The following is a 17,993-nucleotide window of genomic DNA, read 5'->3' as shown; positions in this document are numbered from 1 at the left end:
TGTAGTTCACTCATGGCGTGACTTCTCCCCGACCGCAGAGCCGCGTGCGCGCCCCCGAGCTGCGCGGCGATGTCTGGCTGAACACCGGCGGCCGCCCGATCACCCTCGCCGAGCTGCGCGGCCGCGTCGTGCTGCTGGACTTCTGGACCAGCGGCTGCATCAACTGCCTGCACGTGCTCGACGAGCTGCGTCCGCTGGAAGCCGAGTTCGCGGACGTGCTGGTCACCATCGGTGTCCACTCGCCGAAGTTCCTGCACGAGGGCGAGCGCGCCTCGATCGAGGCCGCGGTCCGCCGCTACGAGGTGCACCACCCGGTGGTCAACGACCCCAAGATGGAGCTGTGGTCGCAGTACGCGGTCCGCGCCTGGCCGACGCTCGTCGTCGTCGACCCCGAGGGGTACGTCGTGCACGTCGCCGCGGGCGAAGGGCACGAAGAGGCGCTTCGCCGCGTCATCGCGGACCTCTTGAAGAAGCACGAAGCCAAGGGGACGCTGCGCCGCGGCGGCAGCCCGTACGTGCCGGTCGAGGAGCAGCCCGGCGAGCTGCGGTTCCCGAGCAAGGCCGTCGCCACCGCCGAGGGGCGCGTCCTGGTCGCCGACACCGGGCACCACGCCATCGTCGAGTTCGCTTCGGACGGTGAGACCGTCATCCGCCGCTTCGGCAGCGGGGCCCGCGGCAGCCAGGACGGTCCGTTCGACATCGCGACCTTCACCGAGCCGTCGGGCATCGCGCTCCTGCCGTACGACATCGCCGAGCGCGTCGGCTACCACGCCGTCGTCGCCGACACGGCCGGCCACCGGCTGCGCGGCCTCGACCTGATCACCGGCGAGGTGACGACGGTCGCCGGCACCGGCGCGCAGTGGCGCAGCGGCCCCGACTCCGGCAAAGCCGCCGAGGTCGACCTCACGAGCCCGTGGGACGTCGCCTGGTGGGGTCCGGCGGGCGGGGTCGTCGTCGCCATGGCGGGCAACCACACGCTGAGCGTGTTCGACCCGGTCGGCGGCACCATCCGCCGCTTCGCCGGGACGACCGTCGAAGGCCTTCGCGACGGCGACGCCGGCGAAGCGTTCTTCGCGCAGACGTCCGGCCTGGCCGTGGACGGCGACAAGCTGTGGCTCGTCGACGCGGAGACGTCGGCGCTGCGCTGGATCGAGCCCGACGGCGAGTCGTTCACCGTGCAGACCGCGATCGGCGTCGACCTGTTTTCCTTCGGCCACACCGACGGGCCGGCCGATCAGGCGCTGCTCCAGCACCCGCTGGGCCTGGCCGTGCTGCCCGGCGACAAGATCGCGATCGCCGACACCTACAACGGCGCGGTTCGCCGCTTCGACGTCTTCACCCGCCAGGTGACCACGATCGCCACCGGCCTCGCCGAGCCGCAGGGCCTGCTGCTGCACGACGGCGAGCTGCTCGTCGTCGAGTCCGCGGGCAACCGGCTCAGCCCGCTCGACTCGTCGTCCGGGCCGACGGTCGTCACCGGCGACGCGCATGCGGTGCGCCGCCCGCCGACGGTGCTCGCGCCGGGCGAGATCGATTTTTCGGTGGTGTTCACGGCCCCGCCGGGCGAGAAGCTGGACGACCGCTTCGGCCCGTCGACGCGGCTCGAGATCAGCGCGTCGCCGCCATCGCTGCTGGCCGACGGCGGCGGGACCGGCACGGACCTGAACCGCAAGATCCGCCTGGCCCCGGGTGTTGCGGAGGGCGTGCTGCAGGTCGTCGCGCAGGCCGCGAGCTGCGACAGCGCGGACAGCGGCGCCGAGCACCCGGCGTGCCGGATCACCCGCCAGGACTGGGGCGTCCCGGTCCGGATCGAGGACGGCGGGGTGCGCGAACTGAGCCTGGTCATGGCCGGGGAGCCCAGGACCGACGGGTAACATGCAGGCCGTGTCTGACGGGCCGAAACTCGAAATCCAGATGCTGCACGACCGGGTACTCGTGCGGCTGTCGCCGGAAGAAGGGGAGCGCCGCAGCAGCGGCGGCATCGTGATCCCCGCGACGGCGCAGGTCGCGCGCCGGCTTTCCTGGGGTGATGTACTGGGCGTGGGCAACAGTGTGCGGAACGTCAAGACCGGCGATCGCGTGCTCTTCAACCCGGAGGACCAGCTCGAGGTCGAGATCCAGGGCGAGGGGCACCTGGTGATGCGCGAACGCGACATCCACGCGGTGGCGACCGAGCGCACCGAGCACGGGACGGGGCTCTACCTGTAGGTCGGGTCCCGCGGAAGGCAGGCGCGTGGCAGACGAAGAGGTACGCGAGGGCGGGGAGACGCTCGAAGCCGACCACGCTCGTGCGTCGGCCGAGCCCGGAACGCTCGAAGCAACGGCCGCCGAGGTGTGGCCCGACGCCGAGCCGGAGCTACGGGCGCCCGAGCGGACCACCGCGGCGGCCGCACCGGAGCCGGTGACCGACCCGCCGAGCGCGGTGCCGCCTTCGGCGGCCGACCCGCCGACCGTGGCTGACCTGTCAACGGTGGCCGAGCTGCCAACCGTCGCCGACTTGCCGGCTGTCGTTGATCCGCCAACCGTGGCCGACCTGCCAGCCGTGGCCGACTTGCCAGCTGTCGCCGACTCGCCAACTGCGACCGGCCTGCCAACCGTCGCCGACTTGCCGGCTGTCGCCGACCCGCCGAGCGCGGCGCCGCCTTCGGTGGCCGAGTCGCCTACCGCGGCTGACCTGCCAACCGTGGCCGACTTGCCGCCTGTCGCCGAACCGCCGACCGTGGCTGTGTCGCCTGTGGTGCCGGCCAGCGACGGGGTGATCGAGTGGCCCTCGGCGGCCGACCCGTCGACCGTGGCCGAACCACCTGTCGCGGCCGTTGGCGTTGTGGCCGGGGCACCCGCGGAACCCGCGACCGAGCCTGCGATCGAGGTCGTGCCCGCTTGGCCGCCCGTTGTCGCCGCGCCCGTTCCCGATAGTGCCCCCGACAATGCCGCCGGCACGACCGATCTCTTCTCCGATGATCTGCTCGGCGAGCTCCTCGAGAACCCCGCGCCACCGCCGGCGCCGGAGACCCCGGCCCGGAAGCTGCGCAAGGGCGTTGCCCGGACCATGATGTCCGTCGGGCTCGCCCTTGGCCTCTTCGTCATCCTCTACGCCATCGATCTCGCCGTCAGCGCCGGGGATGTGCCGCGCGGGGTGACCGTGGCCGGCATCGAGGTCGGGGGGCTCAGCCATGCCGAGGCCGAAGCCAAGCTGCGGAGAGAGCTCGAACCGCGGCTGATCCGGCCCGTCGCCGTGCACGGTGGGGATGTGCAGGCCGAACTCGTGCCCTCGCGGTCCGGGCTCGGGCTCGACTGGCCGAACACCCTGGGGCTCGCCGGGCACCAGCCGCTCAGTCCGATCACGCGGATCATGTCCTTCTTCAGCAGCCGCGAGGTCGGGGTGGCGACGCGCACCGACCAGAACCGGATCGGGCAGGCCGTGCAGGAGCTGGCCGAGGGCAGGCTGAACCACCCCGCCACCGAAGGCACGGTCGGGTTCACGCCGATCCCGGGCAGCGACGGCGGTGTCACCGCCCACCCCGTCCTGCCGCGGCAGGGCCAGCAGCTGACCGACCTGGCCGGCGCCGTGCAGACCGTCACCGACCACTGGCTCGACCCCGGTGGGGTCAAGCTGGCCATGGCGATCACGCCCGTGCGGGCGACCGCCGCCGGCGTGCAGGCCGCGTGTCAGCAGATCGTCGTGCCCGCCGTCGCGAAGCCGGTCGTCGTGCACGGCGAAGGCAAGGACGTTCCGCTGAAACCCGTGACGATCGCGTCGTCGTTCCAGTTCGCCGTGGTCGAGGGCGGGGCCGTCGAGGTCCGGATCGACCAGGGCAAGCTGCAGGCCGCCCTCAAGGACCAGCTCGCGAGCACCGAGACCGACGGCAAGGACGCGCAGGTCGTCTTCACCGGCGACCAGCCGACGGTGGAACCCTCCGAGGACGCCCGCAAGATCAACTGGGAGAAGACCTTCCTCCCCCTGATCGACGTGCTCAAGAAGACCGACGGACGAGATCTCCCGGTCGTCTACAGCACGGCGGAACCCGGCGTGACCACCGACGCCGCCAGCGCGCTCGGCATCAAAGAGGTCATCGGCGAGTTCACCACCGGCGGTCTGACCGGCCGCGCCCAGACGAACAACCGGACGCTCGCCGCCCGCGTGTCCGGCGCGATCGTCAAGCCCGGCGAGACGTTCAGCCTCGGCGGCCGCTCCGGCCCGCGCACCGCGGACGCCGGCTACGTGCCCGCTCCGGTCGACGAGGACGGCACCGGCCCCTCCGTGGTCGGCGGCGGTGTCTCCCAGCTGGCGTCCACTTTGTACAACGCCGCCTACCTCGGCGGCCTGGCCGACGCCGGCCACCTGGAGCACGACCACTACCTCGACCGCTACCCCGTCGGCCGCGACGCCAAGGCCGTCAACGCCGACGGCAGCCCCGTCGAGCTCAAGCTGACCAACGACGCGGCGACCGGCATCGCCATCCAGGCCACCGTTTCCGGCGACTCGGTGACCGTCCGGATCTGGGGCACCCGCCACTTCCGCGTCGAGGGCCAGACCGGAGCGCAGACGCCCGGTGACCCGCCGCCGATCCAGTTCGGCGACGGCGGGGCCGGCTCGTGCCAGCCCTCGATCGGTTCGTCCGGCTTCAGCGTCACCGACACGCGCGTGCTTTACGACCTCGCGAGCGGCACCGAGCTTCGCCGGACGTCGCACACGGCGACCTACGGGCCGCGTCCGACCGTTCTCTGTTGAGTTGTCAGCGAAGGACCATGCACCCCGCCTCCTCGAAGTCGCGCAGCCAGGCCGGCTCCCGGAGCTGCTTGTTCCACCGCAGATCCAGCTTGTCCAATTTGGACAGCCGGGCGAGCGACGCCGGCAACGTCGTCAGCGAGTTCTCCCGCAGGTCGAGCTGACGCAGCTCACTCAGCAAGCCGATCGAGTCCGGCAGCGCGGTGAGCCGGTTGCCGCGCAGGTGCAGCTCCCGCAACGCACTCAGCGCACCGATCGACTCGGGCGGCGCGGCCAGCTCGTTGCGGTACAGCCGGAGTTCGCGCAGCGCCGCGAATCCCGAGAGGTCCGACGGCAGCGCGGTGAGCCGGTTGTCCGTGCACCCCAGGTACCGCAGCTTGCCCAGCCGGCACCAGGCATCCGGGAACTTCGTCAGCCGGTTGTCGCTGATGTACAGGTATTCGGTGAGCCCGGCCAGCTCGCCCAGCTCGCCTGGCAGGGAGTCGAACCGGTTGTGCGCCAGGTCGAGCGTGTGCAACGACGTCAGCGCCGAGATGCCCGGCGGCAGCGAAGAAATCCGGTTCGCCGCGAGGTTCAGCACGCGCAGCCCGGTCAGCGACCACAGCGACCCGGGCACCTCCGAGATCGAGTTCTTGTACAGATCGAGCCGGGTGACGCCCTCCGGCAGCGAAGGCACCGACGTCAGCCCCTGATCGCTCAGGTCCGCGTACGTCACGATGCCTCCCGCCGGGTCAAGGGCAGCAACGCCCACGTCGCCGCGTCGTCCGGAGTGGACACCTGGATGCGCAGGCCCGGAGCTTCCGAGACCGCCAGCTCGGTCAGCCGGAGGCGCATCCGGCCCGCCCGCGGATGCTGGAACTCCCGCAGTCGCGGCCGCGGTTCCGCCACCTCGTGCCGCGCCCACAACGCGGCGAACTCCGGGCACAACGCCGACAGGCGCCGGATGTCCTCTTCCCAGACCGGGTCACCGATGTGCCTGCCGTACTCGGCACGCATCCGGGCGACCATGTGGGGGACCTCCTCGTCGTAGTTCAGCAGCATCTGCCGCGCCTTCGGCTCGGTCACGCAGCACCACAGCAGGTTCTTGTGCAGGCAGGGCAGGCTGTGCCACTCCCAGAACAGCTCTTCCTGCGCCGCGTTCGACGCGAGGATGTCGAACCGGCCGTTGATCAGGGTGGCCGGCAGCGGATCGAGCGCGCGCAGCACCTCGCACACCGTTTCCGGCACCACCTCGACCGACGACGGCAGCCGGGACGGCGTCAGCTCCGCCAGCCGGTACAGGTGTTCCCGCTCGGGGTGGTCCATCCGCAGCGTGCGCGCCACCGCGTCGAGCACCTGCGCGCTCGCGTTGATCGGCCGCCCCTGCTCCAGCCACGTGTACCAGGTGACGCCGACGCCGGCGAGCAGCGCGACCTCTTCCCGCCGCAACCCGCTCGTGCGACGGCGCACGCCGGGCGGCAGCCCGACCTCCTCCGGGCCGATCCGCGCCCGGCACGCCTTGAGGAACTGGCCGAGTTCCTCTCGGTGGCTCGTGTGGACCTGCGTTGACGTCATGCCGACATGGTGCCGGAGGGGTACGACAATTTTCGGCGGCGCGACTCCGCACGCTGCTGCCGAAGCAGGTGCTCCCAGTACCAGCATCACCAGGCTCTCTCCGTGCACAACCCAAGAACCTCAAGGTCAGAGGCATGACACTGACCACCCCTGCCCCGGCCACCCCGGACCGGGCCGCCCGGCCGGACCGCCGGCCGTGGTTCATGCTGGCCGTCCTGCTGCTCGGCCAGTTCATGGCGCTGCTCGACGTCACCGTCGTGAACGTCGCCATGACCGACATCCGCACCGATCTGCACGCGTCCGGCGCCGCGCTGCAGCTCGTCGTTTCCGGCTACACCGTGGGCTACGCGATGCTGCTGATCACCGGCGCCCGGCTCGGCGAGCTGTTCGGACGGCGACGGCTGTTCGTCACCGGCGTCGTCGCTTTCACCGTCTGCTCGCTGGCCTGCGGCTTCGCGCCGGACCCGGTGACGCTGGTCGTCGCGCGGATCGCCCAGGGCGCCGGCGCCGCGCTGATGATGCCGCAGGTCATCAGCGTCATCCAGGCGCAGTTCAGCGGGCCCGCGCGGGCCAAGGCGCTCAGCGCGTACACCGCGGTCATCTCGGTCGCGTTCGTGGCCGGTCAGGTGCTCGGCGGCGTGCTCGTCGGCGCGGACCTCTTCGGCGCGGGCTGGCGGCCGATCTTCCTGGTGAACGTGCCGATCGGGGTGCTCGTGGCCGCGCTCGCCCTGCGGCTGGTGCCCGGCGGCGCGGCGAAAGCGGGCCGCCGGCTCGACCTCGCCGGCCTCGCGCTCGCCGTGCCCGCCGTGGTGCTCATCGTGCTGCCGCTCGTCCTCGGGCACGAAACCGGCTGGCCGGTGTGGACGTTCGGCTCGCTCGCGGCGGGCGTGCTGCTGGCGGTGCTGTTCGTGGCCGTGGAACGCCGGGTGCGCGACCCGCTGGTCAACCTCGGTGTGCTGCGGGTCCGCGGGGTCGCACCGGGACTGGCCGCGCTGGCCACCGGCGTGGCGTCCTACGGCGGTTTCCTCTTCTGCGTGGCCTTGCACCTGCAGGCGGGCCTCGGCGAGACGGCCCTGGCCGCCGGGCTCACCATGGCCCCCGGTGGCGTGCTTTTCGGCGTGTGCGGGTTCTTCTGGCACAAGCTGCCCGAGCGCGTCCACGCGGCACTGACCCCGTGCGGCTACGTGGGATCGGCGGTCGCGTACGCGTTGCTGGGGCTGAGCCTGAAGGACGGCGGAAACGGCGGCGCGCTGTTCTTCGCCGCGCTCCTGCTGTTCGGCCTTTCCATGGGCCTGGCGTTCGGGTCCCTGATGGCGCACGCGCTGACCCACGTCCCGCTCGAAAGCGCGGCGGACGCCAGCGGCCTGCTCACGACGACGTTGCAGCTGGGCCAGGTCGTCGGGGTGGCGACGTTCGGGAGTCTCTTCCTGACGCTCGCCGGTGGTTCGTCCGCCCACGCCATCACCACGACGATGACCTTGGCCGCGGCACTGCTGCTGGTGGGTGCCGGGTTCGCCGTCGCGCTCGCCCGCGCGTCGGCCCGGCGGTAGCCACGGAAAAGCCCGGCCGGTTCACCCGAAGGTGGACCGGCCGGGCTTGAGTTCCGGGAAGTTACCGGGTTACCCCACGACGGCCATAGGCGCCCGCGGCGATGCTGACACCGATCGCGGCCAGCACGACCTGGGTGAGGATCTCCAGCCAGTCGATGCCGTTCGTGTCGGCGTAGCCGAGACCACGCGCGATGGCCGTACCGATGAAGGCGGCGATGATACCGATCACGATGGTCAGCCAGACCGGGATGTTCTGCTTGCCGGGAGCGAGCAGCCGGCCCAGAACGCCGATGATCAGCCCTACGACGATGGCGCTGATGATGCCGGCGACAGTCATCACTATCTCCTCTCGGTGATCGCGGGTCCGGCCACTCGGTCCCGCGAACTCGGAGAGGAGATTCCCCGGCCGTACGACCTCGAAACGCCGGAAGGGCCCCTTCCGGGTGGAAGGGGCCCTTCGGCGGAACACGTTGATCAGAACGCGGCTTCGTCCAGCTCCATGAGCGCGTTGTCGGCGGCCTCCACGATGGCGCGGCGGGCGGTCAGCTCCGGCAGCACCTGCTTCGCGAAGAACGAGGCCGAGGCGATCTTGCCCTCGTAGAACGGGGTGTCCTTGGCGGACGCGCCCGCGTCGAGCTTGCCGATGGCGACCTCGGCGTGCTTGAGCAGCTGCCAGCCGATGAGCAGGTCACCGACGGACATCAGCAGGCGGACCGTGTGCTGGCCGACCTTGTTGATGCTCTGCGGGTCCTCCTGGGACGCCGTCAGGTAGCCGATCAGCGAGCCGAGCATGCCCTGGGTGTCCTCAAGGGCCTGCTTGAGCAGCGCGCGCTCGTTCTTGAGCCGGCCGTTGCCCGCCTCGGACTCGATGAACTTGGTGATCTCCCCGGCGACGAAGGCCAGCGACTGGCCCTTGTCGCGGACGATCTTCCGGAAGAAGAAGTCCAGCGACTGGATCGCCGTGGTGCCCTCGTACAGCGAGTCGATCTTGGCGTCGCGGATGTACTGCTCGATCGGGTAGTCCTGCAGGAAGCCGGAGCCGCCGAGGGTCTGCAGCGACTGCACGAGCTGCTCGGTGGCGCGCTCGGAGCCGACGCCCTTGACGATCGGCAGCAGCAGGTCGTTGACGCCGTGCGCGAGCTTCAGGTCGCCCTCGCCGATCCACAGCTGGTCCTGGAACGACGCCGTATAGAGGTACACCGCGCGGAGGCCCTCGGCGTACGCCTTCTGGAGCATCAGCGAGCGGCGGACGTCCGGGTGGTGCGTGATGGTGACGCGCGGGGCGGCCTTGTTCAGCATGTTCGGCAGGTCGGCGCCCTGGACGCGCTCCTTGGCGTACTCGAGCGCGTTGAGGTAACCCGTCGAAAGCGTGGCGATGGCCTTCGTGCCGACCATCATCCGGGCGTACTCGATGACCTGGAACATCTGCGCGATGCCGTCGTGCACCTCGCCGAGCAGCCAGCCCTTGGCCGGGGTGCCGTGCTGGCCGAAGGTCAGCTCGCAGGTCGTCGAGGCCTTGATGCCCATCTTGTGCTCGACGTTCGTGACGTAGGCGCCGTTGCGCTCGCCCAGCTCACCGGTCTTGGAGTCGAAGTGGAACTTCGGCACGAGGAACAGCGACAGGCCCTTGGTGCCCGGCTTGGTCTCGATGCCGGGACCCTCGGGGCGGGCGAGCACCAGGTGCATGATGTTTTCGCTCATGTCGTGCTCGGCCGAGGTGATGAACCGCTTCACGCCGTCGATGTGCCAGGAGCCGTCCTCCTGCTTGGTGGCCTTGGTGCGGCCAGCGCCGACGTCGGAGCCGGCGTCCGGCTCGGTCAGCACCATCGTGGCGCCCCAGGCCCGGTCGATCATGATCTGGGCCCAGTGCTTCTGCTCTTCGGTGCCGTTCTTGTTCACGATCATCGCGAAGTTCGGGCCCGCCATGTACATGAACAGCGGGGCGTTCGCGCCGAGGATGAGCTCGGACGCCGCCCACTGCACGGTCGGGGGCAGGCCGAAGCCACCGAGGTCGTTGGTCAGGCCGAGGCGCCACCACTCGCCGTCCAGGAGCTGCTTGTAGCTCTTCTTGAAGGACTCGGGGATCTTGACGCTGAACGTCTTCGGGTCGTACACGGGCGGGTTGCGGTCGGCGTCGGCGAAGGACTCGGCGAGCGGGCCGGTCGCGAGCTTGTTCAGCTCGGACAGCACCCCGCGGGCGGTCTCTTCGTCGGATTCGGCGAGCACGCCCTTGCCCAGGCGCTCCTGCACGCCGAGTACCTCGAAGAGGTTGAACTCCAGGTCTCGGACGTTGCTCTTGTAGTGGCCCATGTCGTCACTCCAATGTGTTCGGCTCCCCGGCCGGGCACATAGTCGCCTTACTCGCCGGTAACTTCAGGATATTACCTGCGGGTAACCAGAGCAAGCAGATCCGCACTTCCGAGTAATGGAAATCCCCCCGAATGTTGCCTTCGGCCTGGGAAAGAGAGGTCAGGGGTGGCCGGGGATCGCCGTTGTGTCCGCCGTCACCGGGACGTGCCCGTCTTCGGCGCGGGCGATCAGGATCCCGCCGCGGAAGGCGATCGTCACGGCGTGTGTCCGGTCCCGGGCGGACAGCTTGCGCAAGATGCTCTTCACGTGGGTCCGGACGGTCTCGACGGACAGGAACAGCAGCTTCGCGATCGCCGAGTTCTCCAGCCCTTCGGCGACCAGCTGGAGCACCTGGTACTCGCGCCTGGACAGCGGCATCCCGCCGCGGGGCGCCGGCGGGCTGTCGTGGGCGAGGTCGCCCTTCGGGGCGGTCGTGCGCTTGGGCCGGGCGGTCAAGGCGGCGAGCGCCGGGTCGATGTAACGGCGTTCGCTGTGCGCCCGCCGGATCGCTTCGGCGAGCCGCCGCGAATCGATCGACCGCGGGACGATCGCGTGCGCCCCGGCGGCGATCGCGGCCGCGAGGTACTGCTGCGTGCGATTCGCGTCACGGATCAGGATGACCAGGATCAGCGCCGGGTCGCCGGTGTTGAGCAGTTTGGTCAGGTGGCAGTTCGGGTCGAGCGCCGAGTCCAGGAGGACGACGTCCGGCTTGACCTGCTCGCACAGCTGCAGGGCGGCGTGGTGGCTGGCGGCCTGCCCGGCCCAGTGCAGCCCCTGGTTGCGGTGCACGAGCGCGGCGAGGCCGTCGCGGAAGATCGGCACGGGATCGACGACCGCCACGCCGAGGCTTCGCCCGCCTGGTCCGGCCGGCCCCGCGGGCCTGCGGGTGGGCTCGATGCCGTGCATCGTGGGCCTCCGTCTCTGCGCGGTCTCTCCCGGGTGCCGGACGTCTCCGGCACCGTCCGGTTCCCTGCTTGGACCCGGCCGGAAGTGACTCCTCCTGCTTGGTACGAGTCGCGATTGCGCAGCTCATGACGCCAAATCCCCCTCATGGCCCAATCCGCCGGTCACAGCAAACTTTCCGTAGAAGTCGATCATGGAGAGTTCGCGCGGCCGGGCGGGAAGTGGCCTGATGGGGCAGTCGGCGCTACTGAGGGTGGCCCGCAGCGCGTTCAACGATTTCGACAGTCGGCGGATGCGGCTCTCAGCTCGGCGAACTCGGCCGCCAGGCCGGCCGGTGTCCAGTGGGCGTTGAGCCCGCTCGGGTTCGGGAGCACCCACACGTGGGTGTCGCCGATCCGGTGTTCCTGCCGTCCGACGCGCGCCTTCGGGAAGCCGAAGGCGGTCCGGTAGGCGGTGATCCCGACGACGGCCAGCCACCGCGGCCGGTACTCGAGCACCTTCGCGACCAGCAGCTTCCCGCCCTCGCGCAGCTCGTCGCCGGTCAGTTCGTCGGCGCGGGCGGTGGTCCGGGCGACGACGTTCGTGATGCCGAGGCGGAGGTCGAGCAGCAGGTCCTGCTCGCTGGGGTCGTACAGCCGCGGGGTGAAGCCGCCCTTGTGGAGCGCGGGCCAGAAGCGGTTGCCGGGGCGGGCGAAGTGCCGGCCGAGCGCGCCGGAGTAGAGGCCGGGGTTGATGCCGCAGAAGAGGACGTCGAGGCCGGGGGCGATGACGTCGGGGATGGTGGCGTTGTGCGCCGCGGCCAGCTGGTCCTTCGTGGGTCGGGTGCTCACCCGACCAGTTTCCGGCACGCCCGGGTTCGCCGCCCTCGTCGCGGGGGGTAGCGAATTCACCACGAACCTGCGTACCCTGTGTGATCTCCCGCACAGCGCCGTACCGAGGAGGATTTCGTGCAGCTTCCGATCGTCCTCGGGCTGGTCGCGCTGGTCTTGGCCGTGGCCGCGCTCGTCGTCGTCCTGGAAGACCGGCGGGCCGCCAAGCGGGCCGCGCTGCAGCGGAAAGCCCGGCTAGCGCGTCTTGGCGAGGTGGACCCGCTCGCTCCGGGCCGGCTGCACGTCGACCGTTGAACGCCGGAGCGTCAGCAGCAGCGCCCCGAACACCCAGCCGGCGACGGCGCCGAACGTGTTGTTCATGAGGTCGTCGACGTCGAAGATGCGGTAGGCGAACGGCGCCGTGCCGAAGTTGGCCGTGAGCTGCGTGAACTCGATGAACAGTGACGCCGCGAAACCGATCAGCGCGGTGCCGGTCAGGCCGCGGCGCCAGAGGATCCGGGCGAACACCCCGAGCGGCACGAACAGCAGGACGTTCAGGCACGCCTGCTGGAACGTCTGCGTCGTGAACCACTGCCCACCGTGCTTGAGCAGCTCCGTGTGGATGTCGGCGATCCACTGGAAGGGGTGCAGCTGCACGGTCTGGCCGAGCCGGCGGGTGCCGGGACCCGGCAGTGGCAGGAAGACGACCGCGAGCGTCATGCAGCCGTAGAGCAGCACCGCCGCCGTGGTGGCGAGGCCGCGCAGCCGCGGGGCGCCGTGCCGGGCGAGCTGGGTGATCAGCTGCGGCACCAGCACCACGGCCCACAGTGCGAGGAAGGCGATGAAGCCGTACTGCAGGGCTGTGAGCTGTGCGTTCGTCATGCCACCGACGCTATGGATCTTGCCCCGGGTGCCGCTTCGGTCGAAGAGCCCGACGGTCTGGGGCCGCCATCGGCCACTCGGCCGACCCGTCCACGGCCGATCGGTGGACCGTGGGTGAGCGAAGTCATGCCGGCGTAACCGGATGCGGCTTGCGCCGATACGGGAATGCGCACGACGCTCGGCACGTCGGGCTCTATGCAGGCAACCGAAAGGAACGCTCATGGCACCGCTCCGGGTCGGCATCGTCGGGCTCAGCGCGAACGGCGGCTGGGCCGCGACCGCGCACGTGCCCGCGCTGGCCGCGGTGGACGGCTACGAACTCCGCGCGCTCGCCGGCAGCAGCGCCGACTCGGCGCGGGTGGCCGGCGAGAAGTACGGCGTGCCGCTGACCTTCGGCGACGCCGGGGAGCTCGCCCGGCACCCGGAGGTCGACCTCGTCGTGGTCGCTGTGAAGGTGCCGCAGCACCGGGCGCTCATCGAGCCCGCGCTCGCCGCGGGCAAGCAGGTGCTGAGCGAGTGGCCGCTGGGCGTCAGCCTCGCCGAAACCGAGGCGCTGGCCGAGGCCGCCCGGGACAAAACGACCGCGGTCGGCCTCCAGGGCCGGTCCGCGCCGGCGTTGCGCTACCTGCGCGACCTCATCAAGGACGGCTACGTCGGCCGCGTGCTCTCGACGTCGCTGATCGCTTCGGGCGCGAATTGGGGCCCGAGCGTGCGGGCCGGCCGCGACTACCAGCTCCACCCCGCGGGCGGGGCGACGATGCTGACCATCCCGTTCGCGCACACCGTCGACGCGCTGGCCATGGTCCTCGGCGGCTTCGCCGAGCTCTCGGCGACGCTGGCGACGGTCCGGCCGCGGGTGCGCGACGAGGTCACCGGCGAGTCCGTCGAGATGACCGCGCCGGACCAGATCGCCGTCACCGGCGTGCTGACCGGCGGCGCGGTCGCGTCGCTGCACCTGCGTGGCGGGACGTCGCCGGCCACGGACTTCCACTGGGAGATCAACGGCACCGAGGGCACGCTGGTCGTCGAGGCCGCGGACCCGCTGTTCTGGATCGCGAAGCTGACGCTGCGCGGCAGCCGGACGGGCACGCTGGAGAAGCTCACCGTGCCCGCGCGGTACGAGCTGCCGCAGCTGGCCGGCCGCAGCGCCGAGCCGTCGTACAACGTGGCGCACGCGTACGCCCGGCACCTCAAGGGCGACCTGCCGGACTTCGCGCACGCCCTGCGGGTGCACCGCGTGCTCGACGCCGTCCAGCGGTCGGCGGACAGCGGCACCCGGATCGAACCGGACGCAAAGTAACTGTTACCGGTGGTTGCAGATTCCGCTACCCTCGGGTCATGGACGACGTTGTCTACGACCGTGCGGGCCGGGGCGAGCCACTGGTGCTGATCCACGGCATCGGCCACCGCCGCCAGGCGTGGGCGCCGGTGTTCCCGCTGCTCACGGCCCATCGTGACGTCATCGCCGTCGACCTGCCCGGCTTCGGCGAGTCGCCCGAGCCGTCCGGCGGGTACGGCATCGAGCCCGCGCTGGTGATGTTCAAGGAGCTCTTCACCGACCTCGGGCTCGACCGGCCGCACGTCGCCGGCAACTCGCTCGGCGGCCTGCTGTCGCTGGCCCTGGGGCAGGCCGGGCTGGTCCGCAGCGTCACGGCCTTGTCGCCGGCCGGGTTGTGGAACCGGACCCAGAAGATGTACGCGATCGCCACGCTCAAGGCCCACCGCGCCCTGGCGCAGCGCACGCCGCCGCACGTCGTGCGCCGGATCGCCGCGAGCGCGTCCGGGCGGCGCGCGCTGACCGGGATGATCGTCGGACGGCCCGAGCTGCAGACCCCCGACACCGTGGTCGAGGACGCGCACGCGCTCGCCACCGCGCCGGGCTTCGAGCCCACCGCCGCGCAGTCCCGAGGCGACTTCCGCTTCACCGGCCCGGTCACCGGTGTCCCGGTGACCATCGCCTGGGCCGAACGTGACCGGATCCTGGCCCGGCCACGCGTCGCCGACCTGCGGAAAGTCGCGCCACACGGAGTCTTTCGGCTGTTGCCGGGCTGCGGGCACGTGCCGATGAACGACGACCCGGACCTCGTGGCGCGGGTGCTGCTCGAGGGAAGCCGTTAGGTGACATTCGCTTTACGTCCGTCTTTTGACCCTGGTAGGTGACTGCTCCGCGAGGCAGAATCCTCCGCCGTGCGCCCGTTCGGGGACCCGGGGCGCGAATCGGAGGAAGAACACTCATGAGGCTTTCGACCCGGCTCGCGGTGTTCGCCGCGGCCGCGCTGGCGACCACGGCGGTGACCACCGCACCCGCGTCCGCGGGCCAGCGCCCGGATTCCACCACCGACGTCCGGATCATCGGGTTCAACGACCTGCACGGGAACCTGGAGCCGCCGTCCGGCTCCAGCGGCCGCGTGGTGCAGTCGGACGGGACCACTGTGGACGCCGGTGGGGCCGCCTACCTGGCCACGCACGTGAAGCAGCTGCGGGCGCAGGTGGCCAACTCGTTCGTCGTGTCCGCCGGGGACAACATCGGCGCGTCGCCGCTGACGTCGGCGCTGTTCCACGACGAGCCGACCATCGACTTCCTGAACATGCTGGGCGTCGGCGCGTCCGTCGTCGGCAACCACGAGTTCGACGAGGGCTACAAGGAGCTGCAGCGCATGCAGTTCGGCGGCTGTCACCCGACCGATGGTTGCCAGTTCGAGAAGACCTTCAAGGGTGCGAACTTCCCCTTCATCGGGTCCAATGTGTACTTCACCAACGGCCTGCCCGCGCTGCTGCCGTTCACCGTGAAGTTCGAAGGCGGCGTGCCGATCGGCGTCATCGGCGCCACGCTGAAGGACCTGCCGTCCGTCGTCACGCCGGAGGCCATCAAGGGCCTGAAGTTCGGTGACGAGGTCGAGGCGATCAACCGGACCGCGAACCTGCTCGACTTCCTCGGCGTCAAGGCCCAGGTCGTGCTGATGCACCAGGGCGACGGCACCGAGGTCGAGGGCCCGAACGACTGCAAGCTGCGCCCCGGCCCGGCCGCCGCCATCGCGGCCGCGGTGACGCCGAAGGTCGACGCCTTCTTCACCGGGCACAGCCACCAGCAGTACAACTGCGTGATCAACGACCCGGCCGGTCAGCCGCGGCCGGTCATCCAGGGCTCGTCCTTCGGCCGGCTGCTGTCGGTGGTGGACCTGAAGATCAGCCGCAAGACCCGGGACGTCGTGCGCTCGCAGACCAAGGCGTTCAACGAGATCGTCACCCGCACGGTCACGCCGGACCCGGCCGTGGCCGCGCTGGTCGCCGACGCGAAGACCAAGTCGGCGCCGATCGCGAACGAGCAGGTCGGCACCATCACCGCCGACCTGCCGGCGGCGGGCAACGCGGCCGGTGAGTCTCCGCTCGGCGACGTCATCGCCGACGCGCAGCTCGCGGGCACGCAGTCGAACAACCCGGTCATCGCGATCACGAACCCGGGTGGCATCCGCGCCGACCTGACGTACAAGTCGTCCGCGAACGGCGAGGGTGACGGTGTGGTGACCTACGGCGAGGCGTTCACCGTCCAGCCGTTCTCGAACATCATGCAGACGATCACACTGACCGGCGCGAACCTGAAGAACGTGCTGGAACAGCAGTGGACCGCGGCCGGCACGAAGATCCTGCAGATCTCGAGCTCGCTGCACTACAGCTACTCGGCGTCCGCGCCGATCGGCTCGCGGGTCTCGAACATCACGGTCAACGGCACGCCGGTCGACCCGGCGGCGACGTTCCGCGTGTCGGTGAACAACTTCCTCGCCGCAGGCGGGGACGGCTTCACCGAGTTCACCAAGGGCACGAACCTGTCGGGTGGCCCGGTGGACCTCGACGCCCTGGTCGCCTACCTGGGTGCGCACCCCAACCTGGCCCCGCCCGCGGCGGACCGGATCACCCGCCTGCCGTAGTTCCCGTTTCTCCAAGACACCGGGTCGACAATGGACCCATGACGACCTGGGAAGACGTCGTGCGCCTCGCCTCCGGCCTGCCGGAGGTGGAGGCGTCGACGTGGTACCGCACGCCCGCGCTGAAGGTGGCGGACAAGGGGTTCGCGCGGCTGCGCACCGAGGCCGAAGGCGGCCTGGTGGTGCTGTGCGGCCACGACGAGAAGGCCGCGTTGCTGGATTCCGGCGACGCGGCCTTCTTCACGACCCCGCATTACGACGGGTACGGCTCGATCATCGTCGACCTGGACCGCGTGGACGTCGATCAGCTGCGCGAGCTGCTCGAAGAGGCGTGGCGGCTGAAGGCGCCCAAGCGGCTCACCAGGTGAGCTCGCCCTTCAGCATGCTCATCAGGATCATGTCGTGGCGCTCGCCGTCGAGGCCGACGAACGCCTCGCGGTGCCGGCCGTCCTCGGAGAACCCGACCTTGCGGTAGACGTGCCGGGCACGTTCGTTCTCGGCGACCACCCAGAGCGTGATCATGTGCAGTCGCATGGCGTTGAAGCCGTAGCGGCACATCAAGCGCAGGGCTTCGGTGCCGTAGCCGCCGCCGTTGCGGTGTTCCGCGTCACCGATGTAGATGTCCAGCTCGGCGTTCCCGACCTCGGGCACGGCATCACGGAGGTCGACGATGCCGATCAGCTTGCCGTCGGCCTTCGTCGCGATGCCGAGCACGACCAGTTCGTACTTGTTGACCGGACGCTCTTCGCAGTGCTTGCGGATCTGGGCGTGCGAGCGCGGGTAGTCGTTGACCATCCAGCGGCCGACCTCGGGGTCGTGCACCCAGCCGTGGATCTTGTCCGCGTCCTCCGGTTCGAGCGCACGCAGCCGGACGAGCTCCCCCTCGAGCAGCACTTCTCCCCCTAGTCCCGCTTCAGCAGCAGGAAGTCGTGGACGTTCAGCAGGCCGAGGAACTGGCGCACGGGCGTCGGCATCGCTCGGCGTGACTCATCATGCACGAGCTCGGGCGAGTGCACGCGGTGATTTTTCCGCTGGGTGATGATGGTGCAACTCTCCGCGGCCAGCACGTTCTTCACCCAGTCGGTGTCCGGGCCGTAGGTCAGAGCGACGACGAAGCCGTCGGCGGTGCGGAAGACGTTCAGGGGGGTCCGGTACTCCCGGCCGGACTTTCGCCCTTTGTGGACGAGCAAGCCGAAGCCCGGCGCCCAGTTCACGAAGTACTTGTTGATCCGGTTGGTCACCACGCGGTTGAAGCGGGCGAGTCCCTTGGGCAGCACCATGACACCATGATATC

At 70.5% G+C, this 17,993-nt stretch carries 18 protein-coding genes; 9 read left to right on the top strand and 9 right to left on the bottom strand.

Going from position 1 to position 17,993, the window contains the following annotated elements; translation table 11 throughout:
* The first annotated feature begins 44 nt into the window (after nucleotides 1–44).
* The 3 genes from AB0F52_RS06385 to AB0F52_RS06375 all read left to right on the top strand — a co-directional run bounded on the left by AB0F52_RS06385 (nucleotide 45) and on the right by AB0F52_RS06375 (nucleotide 4,732).
* Nucleotides 45–1,874, top strand: coding sequence for an NHL domain-containing thioredoxin family protein (locus AB0F52_RS06385; RefSeq protein WP_360166584.1), 1,830 nt, complete (start codon nucleotides 45–47; stop codon nucleotides 1,872–1,874).
* A gap of 1 nt (nucleotide 1,875) precedes the next feature.
* Nucleotides 1,876–2,208: a co-chaperone GroES gene (locus tag AB0F52_RS06380; RefSeq protein WP_103338050.1), complete on the top strand. Its 333-nt coding sequence runs from the start codon at nucleotides 1,876–1,878 to the stop codon at nucleotides 2,206–2,208.
* Nucleotides 2,209–2,605: 397 nt separating this feature from the next.
* Nucleotides 2,606–4,732: a VanW family protein gene (locus tag AB0F52_RS06375; RefSeq protein ID WP_360166581.1), complete on the top strand. Its 2,127-nt coding sequence runs from the start codon at nucleotides 2,606–2,608 to the stop codon at nucleotides 4,730–4,732.
* A gap of 4 nt (nucleotides 4,733–4,736) precedes the next feature.
* Here the strand turns inward: AB0F52_RS06375 and AB0F52_RS06370 are convergent, their stop codons facing one another.
* Nucleotides 4,737–5,444, bottom strand: coding sequence for a leucine-rich repeat domain-containing protein (locus AB0F52_RS06370; protein ID WP_360165175.1), 708 nt, complete (start codon nucleotides 5,442–5,444; stop codon nucleotides 4,737–4,739).
* Nucleotides 5,441–6,283, bottom strand: coding sequence for a helix-turn-helix transcriptional regulator (locus AB0F52_RS06365; protein ID WP_360165172.1), 843 nt, complete (start codon nucleotides 6,281–6,283; stop codon nucleotides 5,441–5,443). Before AB0F52_RS06365 ends, AB0F52_RS06370 begins: the two co-directional genes overlap by 4 nt.
* Before the next feature lie 134 nt (nucleotides 6,284–6,417).
* Here AB0F52_RS06365 and AB0F52_RS06360 point away from each other — a divergent pair, with 134 nt between their 5' ends.
* Nucleotides 6,418–7,833, top strand: coding sequence for an MFS transporter (locus AB0F52_RS06360; protein ID WP_360165169.1), 1,416 nt, complete (start codon nucleotides 6,418–6,420; stop codon nucleotides 7,831–7,833).
* Between the two features lie 61 nt (nucleotides 7,834–7,894).
* Here AB0F52_RS06360 and AB0F52_RS06355 read toward each other — a convergent pair whose 3' ends face one another.
* From AB0F52_RS06355 to mug, 4 genes are all read right to left on the bottom strand, one after another.
* The gene (locus tag AB0F52_RS06355) at nucleotides 7,895–8,170 is read right to left on the bottom strand and encodes a GlsB/YeaQ/YmgE family stress response membrane protein (RefSeq protein ID WP_360165166.1); all 276 of its coding nucleotides are present in this window, start codon (nucleotides 8,168–8,170) and stop codon (nucleotides 7,895–7,897) included.
* Between the two features lie 137 nt (nucleotides 8,171–8,307).
* Nucleotides 8,308–10,143: an acyl-CoA dehydrogenase gene (locus AB0F52_RS06350; protein WP_360165163.1), complete on the bottom strand. Its 1,836-nt coding sequence runs from the start codon at nucleotides 10,141–10,143 to the stop codon at nucleotides 8,308–8,310.
* Nucleotides 10,144–10,302: 159 nt separating this feature from the next.
* The gene (locus tag AB0F52_RS06345) at nucleotides 10,303–11,088 is read right to left on the bottom strand and encodes a response regulator transcription factor (RefSeq protein WP_360165160.1); all 786 of its coding nucleotides are present in this window, start codon (nucleotides 11,086–11,088) and stop codon (nucleotides 10,303–10,305) included.
* Nucleotides 11,089–11,354: 266 nt separating this feature from the next.
* On the bottom strand, nucleotides 11,355–11,915 hold the full coding sequence (gene mug, locus AB0F52_RS06340) for a G/U mismatch-specific DNA glycosylase (RefSeq protein ID WP_360165157.1): 561 nt from the start codon (nucleotides 11,913–11,915) through the stop codon (nucleotides 11,355–11,357).
* 117 nt (nucleotides 11,916–12,032) lie between these two features.
* On the opposite strand from mug, the gene AB0F52_RS06335 reads away from it, so the two are divergent.
* Complete coding sequence (locus AB0F52_RS06335) at nucleotides 12,033–12,209, top strand: hypothetical protein (protein WP_003058066.1); 177 nt, start codon at nucleotides 12,033–12,035, stop codon at nucleotides 12,207–12,209.
* Here the strand turns inward: AB0F52_RS06335 and AB0F52_RS06330 are convergent.
* A complete protein-coding gene (locus AB0F52_RS06330; RefSeq protein WP_360165153.1) occupies nucleotides 12,150–12,776 on the bottom strand; it encodes a VanZ family protein in 627 nt (208 codons plus the stop codon). The two genes, AB0F52_RS06335 and AB0F52_RS06330, sit on opposite strands and share 60 nt — an antisense overlap.
* A gap of 220 nt (nucleotides 12,777–12,996) precedes the next feature.
* Between AB0F52_RS06330 and AB0F52_RS06325 the strand changes: the two genes are divergently transcribed.
* The 4 genes from AB0F52_RS06325 (at nucleotide 12,997) to AB0F52_RS06310 (ending at nucleotide 17,067) form a co-directional block, all read left to right on the top strand.
* Complete coding sequence (locus tag AB0F52_RS06325) at nucleotides 12,997–14,076, top strand: Gfo/Idh/MocA family oxidoreductase (protein WP_360165150.1); 1,080 nt, start codon at nucleotides 12,997–12,999, stop codon at nucleotides 14,074–14,076.
* Between the two features lie 38 nt (nucleotides 14,077–14,114).
* Nucleotides 14,115–14,894 (top strand): alpha/beta fold hydrolase, encoded by a 780-nt coding sequence (locus AB0F52_RS06320; protein ID WP_360165147.1) that lies wholly within the window; start codon nucleotides 14,115–14,117, stop codon nucleotides 14,892–14,894.
* A gap of 116 nt (nucleotides 14,895–15,010) precedes the next feature.
* Entirely contained in the window at nucleotides 15,011–16,702 is a 1,692-nt protein-coding gene (locus AB0F52_RS06315) for a bifunctional metallophosphatase/5'-nucleotidase (RefSeq protein WP_360165144.1), read from the top strand.
* Between the two features lie 38 nt (nucleotides 16,703–16,740).
* The gene (locus tag AB0F52_RS06310; RefSeq protein ID WP_360165141.1) at nucleotides 16,741–17,067 is read left to right on the top strand and encodes an MmcQ/YjbR family DNA-binding protein; all 327 of its coding nucleotides are present in this window, start codon (nucleotides 16,741–16,743) and stop codon (nucleotides 17,065–17,067) included.
* On the opposite strand, the gene AB0F52_RS06305 is transcribed toward AB0F52_RS06310, so the two are convergent.
* Both AB0F52_RS06305 and AB0F52_RS06300 read right to left on the bottom strand, forming a co-directional pair.
* Nucleotides 17,057–17,593: a GNAT family protein gene (locus tag AB0F52_RS06305; RefSeq protein WP_360165138.1), complete on the bottom strand. Its 537-nt coding sequence runs from the start codon at nucleotides 17,591–17,593 to the stop codon at nucleotides 17,057–17,059. The genes AB0F52_RS06310 and AB0F52_RS06305 overlap by 11 nt on opposite strands.
* Nucleotides 17,594–17,601: 8 nt before the next feature.
* Nucleotides 17,602–17,979: a nitroreductase family deazaflavin-dependent oxidoreductase gene (locus AB0F52_RS06300; RefSeq protein ID WP_360165135.1), complete on the bottom strand. Its 378-nt coding sequence runs from the start codon at nucleotides 17,977–17,979 to the stop codon at nucleotides 17,602–17,604.
* Between the last annotated feature and the right edge of the window lie 14 nt (nucleotides 17,980–17,993).

Source organism: Amycolatopsis sp. NPDC024027, from assembly GCF_040638975.1.
Taxonomy (GTDB): Bacteria; Actinomycetota; Actinomycetes; order Mycobacteriales; family Pseudonocardiaceae; genus Amycolatopsis.
The sequence above is the reverse complement of the archived record's forward strand: the minus strand, read 5'-3'. Positions and strand labels throughout refer to the sequence as shown.

Coding starts and splice junctions, on each gene's coding strand:
- AB0F52_RS06365 (WP_360165172.1), bottom strand. CDS start 6,283: ATGACGTCAACGCAGGTCCACACGAGCCACCGAGAGGAACTCGGCCAG.
- AB0F52_RS06345 (WP_360165160.1), bottom strand. CDS start 11,088: ATGCACGGCATCGAGCCCACCCGCAGGCCCGCGGGGCCGGCCGGACCA.
- AB0F52_RS06380 (WP_103338050.1), top strand. CDS start 1,876: ATGCAGGCCGTGTCTGACGGGCCGAAACTCGAAATCCAGATGCTGCAC.
- AB0F52_RS06360 (WP_360165169.1), top strand. CDS start 6,418: ATGACACTGACCACCCCTGCCCCGGCCACCCCGGACCGGGCCGCCCGG.
- AB0F52_RS06325 (WP_360165150.1), top strand. CDS start 12,997: ATGGCACCGCTCCGGGTCGGCATCGTCGGGCTCAGCGCGAACGGCGGC.
- AB0F52_RS06320 (WP_360165147.1), top strand. CDS start 14,115: ATGGACGACGTTGTCTACGACCGTGCGGGCCGGGGCGAGCCACTGGTG.
- AB0F52_RS06330 (WP_360165153.1), bottom strand. CDS start 12,776: ATGACGAACGCACAGCTCACAGCCCTGCAGTACGGCTTCATCGCCTTC.
- AB0F52_RS06310 (WP_360165141.1), top strand. CDS start 16,741: ATGACGACCTGGGAAGACGTCGTGCGCCTCGCCTCCGGCCTGCCGGAG.
- AB0F52_RS06300 (WP_360165135.1), bottom strand. CDS start 17,979: ATGGTGCTGCCCAAGGGACTCGCCCGCTTCAACCGCGTGGTGACCAAC.
- AB0F52_RS06355 (WP_360165166.1), bottom strand. CDS start 8,170: ATGACTGTCGCCGGCATCATCAGCGCCATCGTCGTAGGGCTGATCATC.
- AB0F52_RS06315 (WP_360165144.1), top strand. CDS start 15,011: ATGAGGCTTTCGACCCGGCTCGCGGTGTTCGCCGCGGCCGCGCTGGCG.
- AB0F52_RS06350 (WP_360165163.1), bottom strand. CDS start 10,143: ATGGGCCACTACAAGAGCAACGTCCGAGACCTGGAGTTCAACCTCTTC.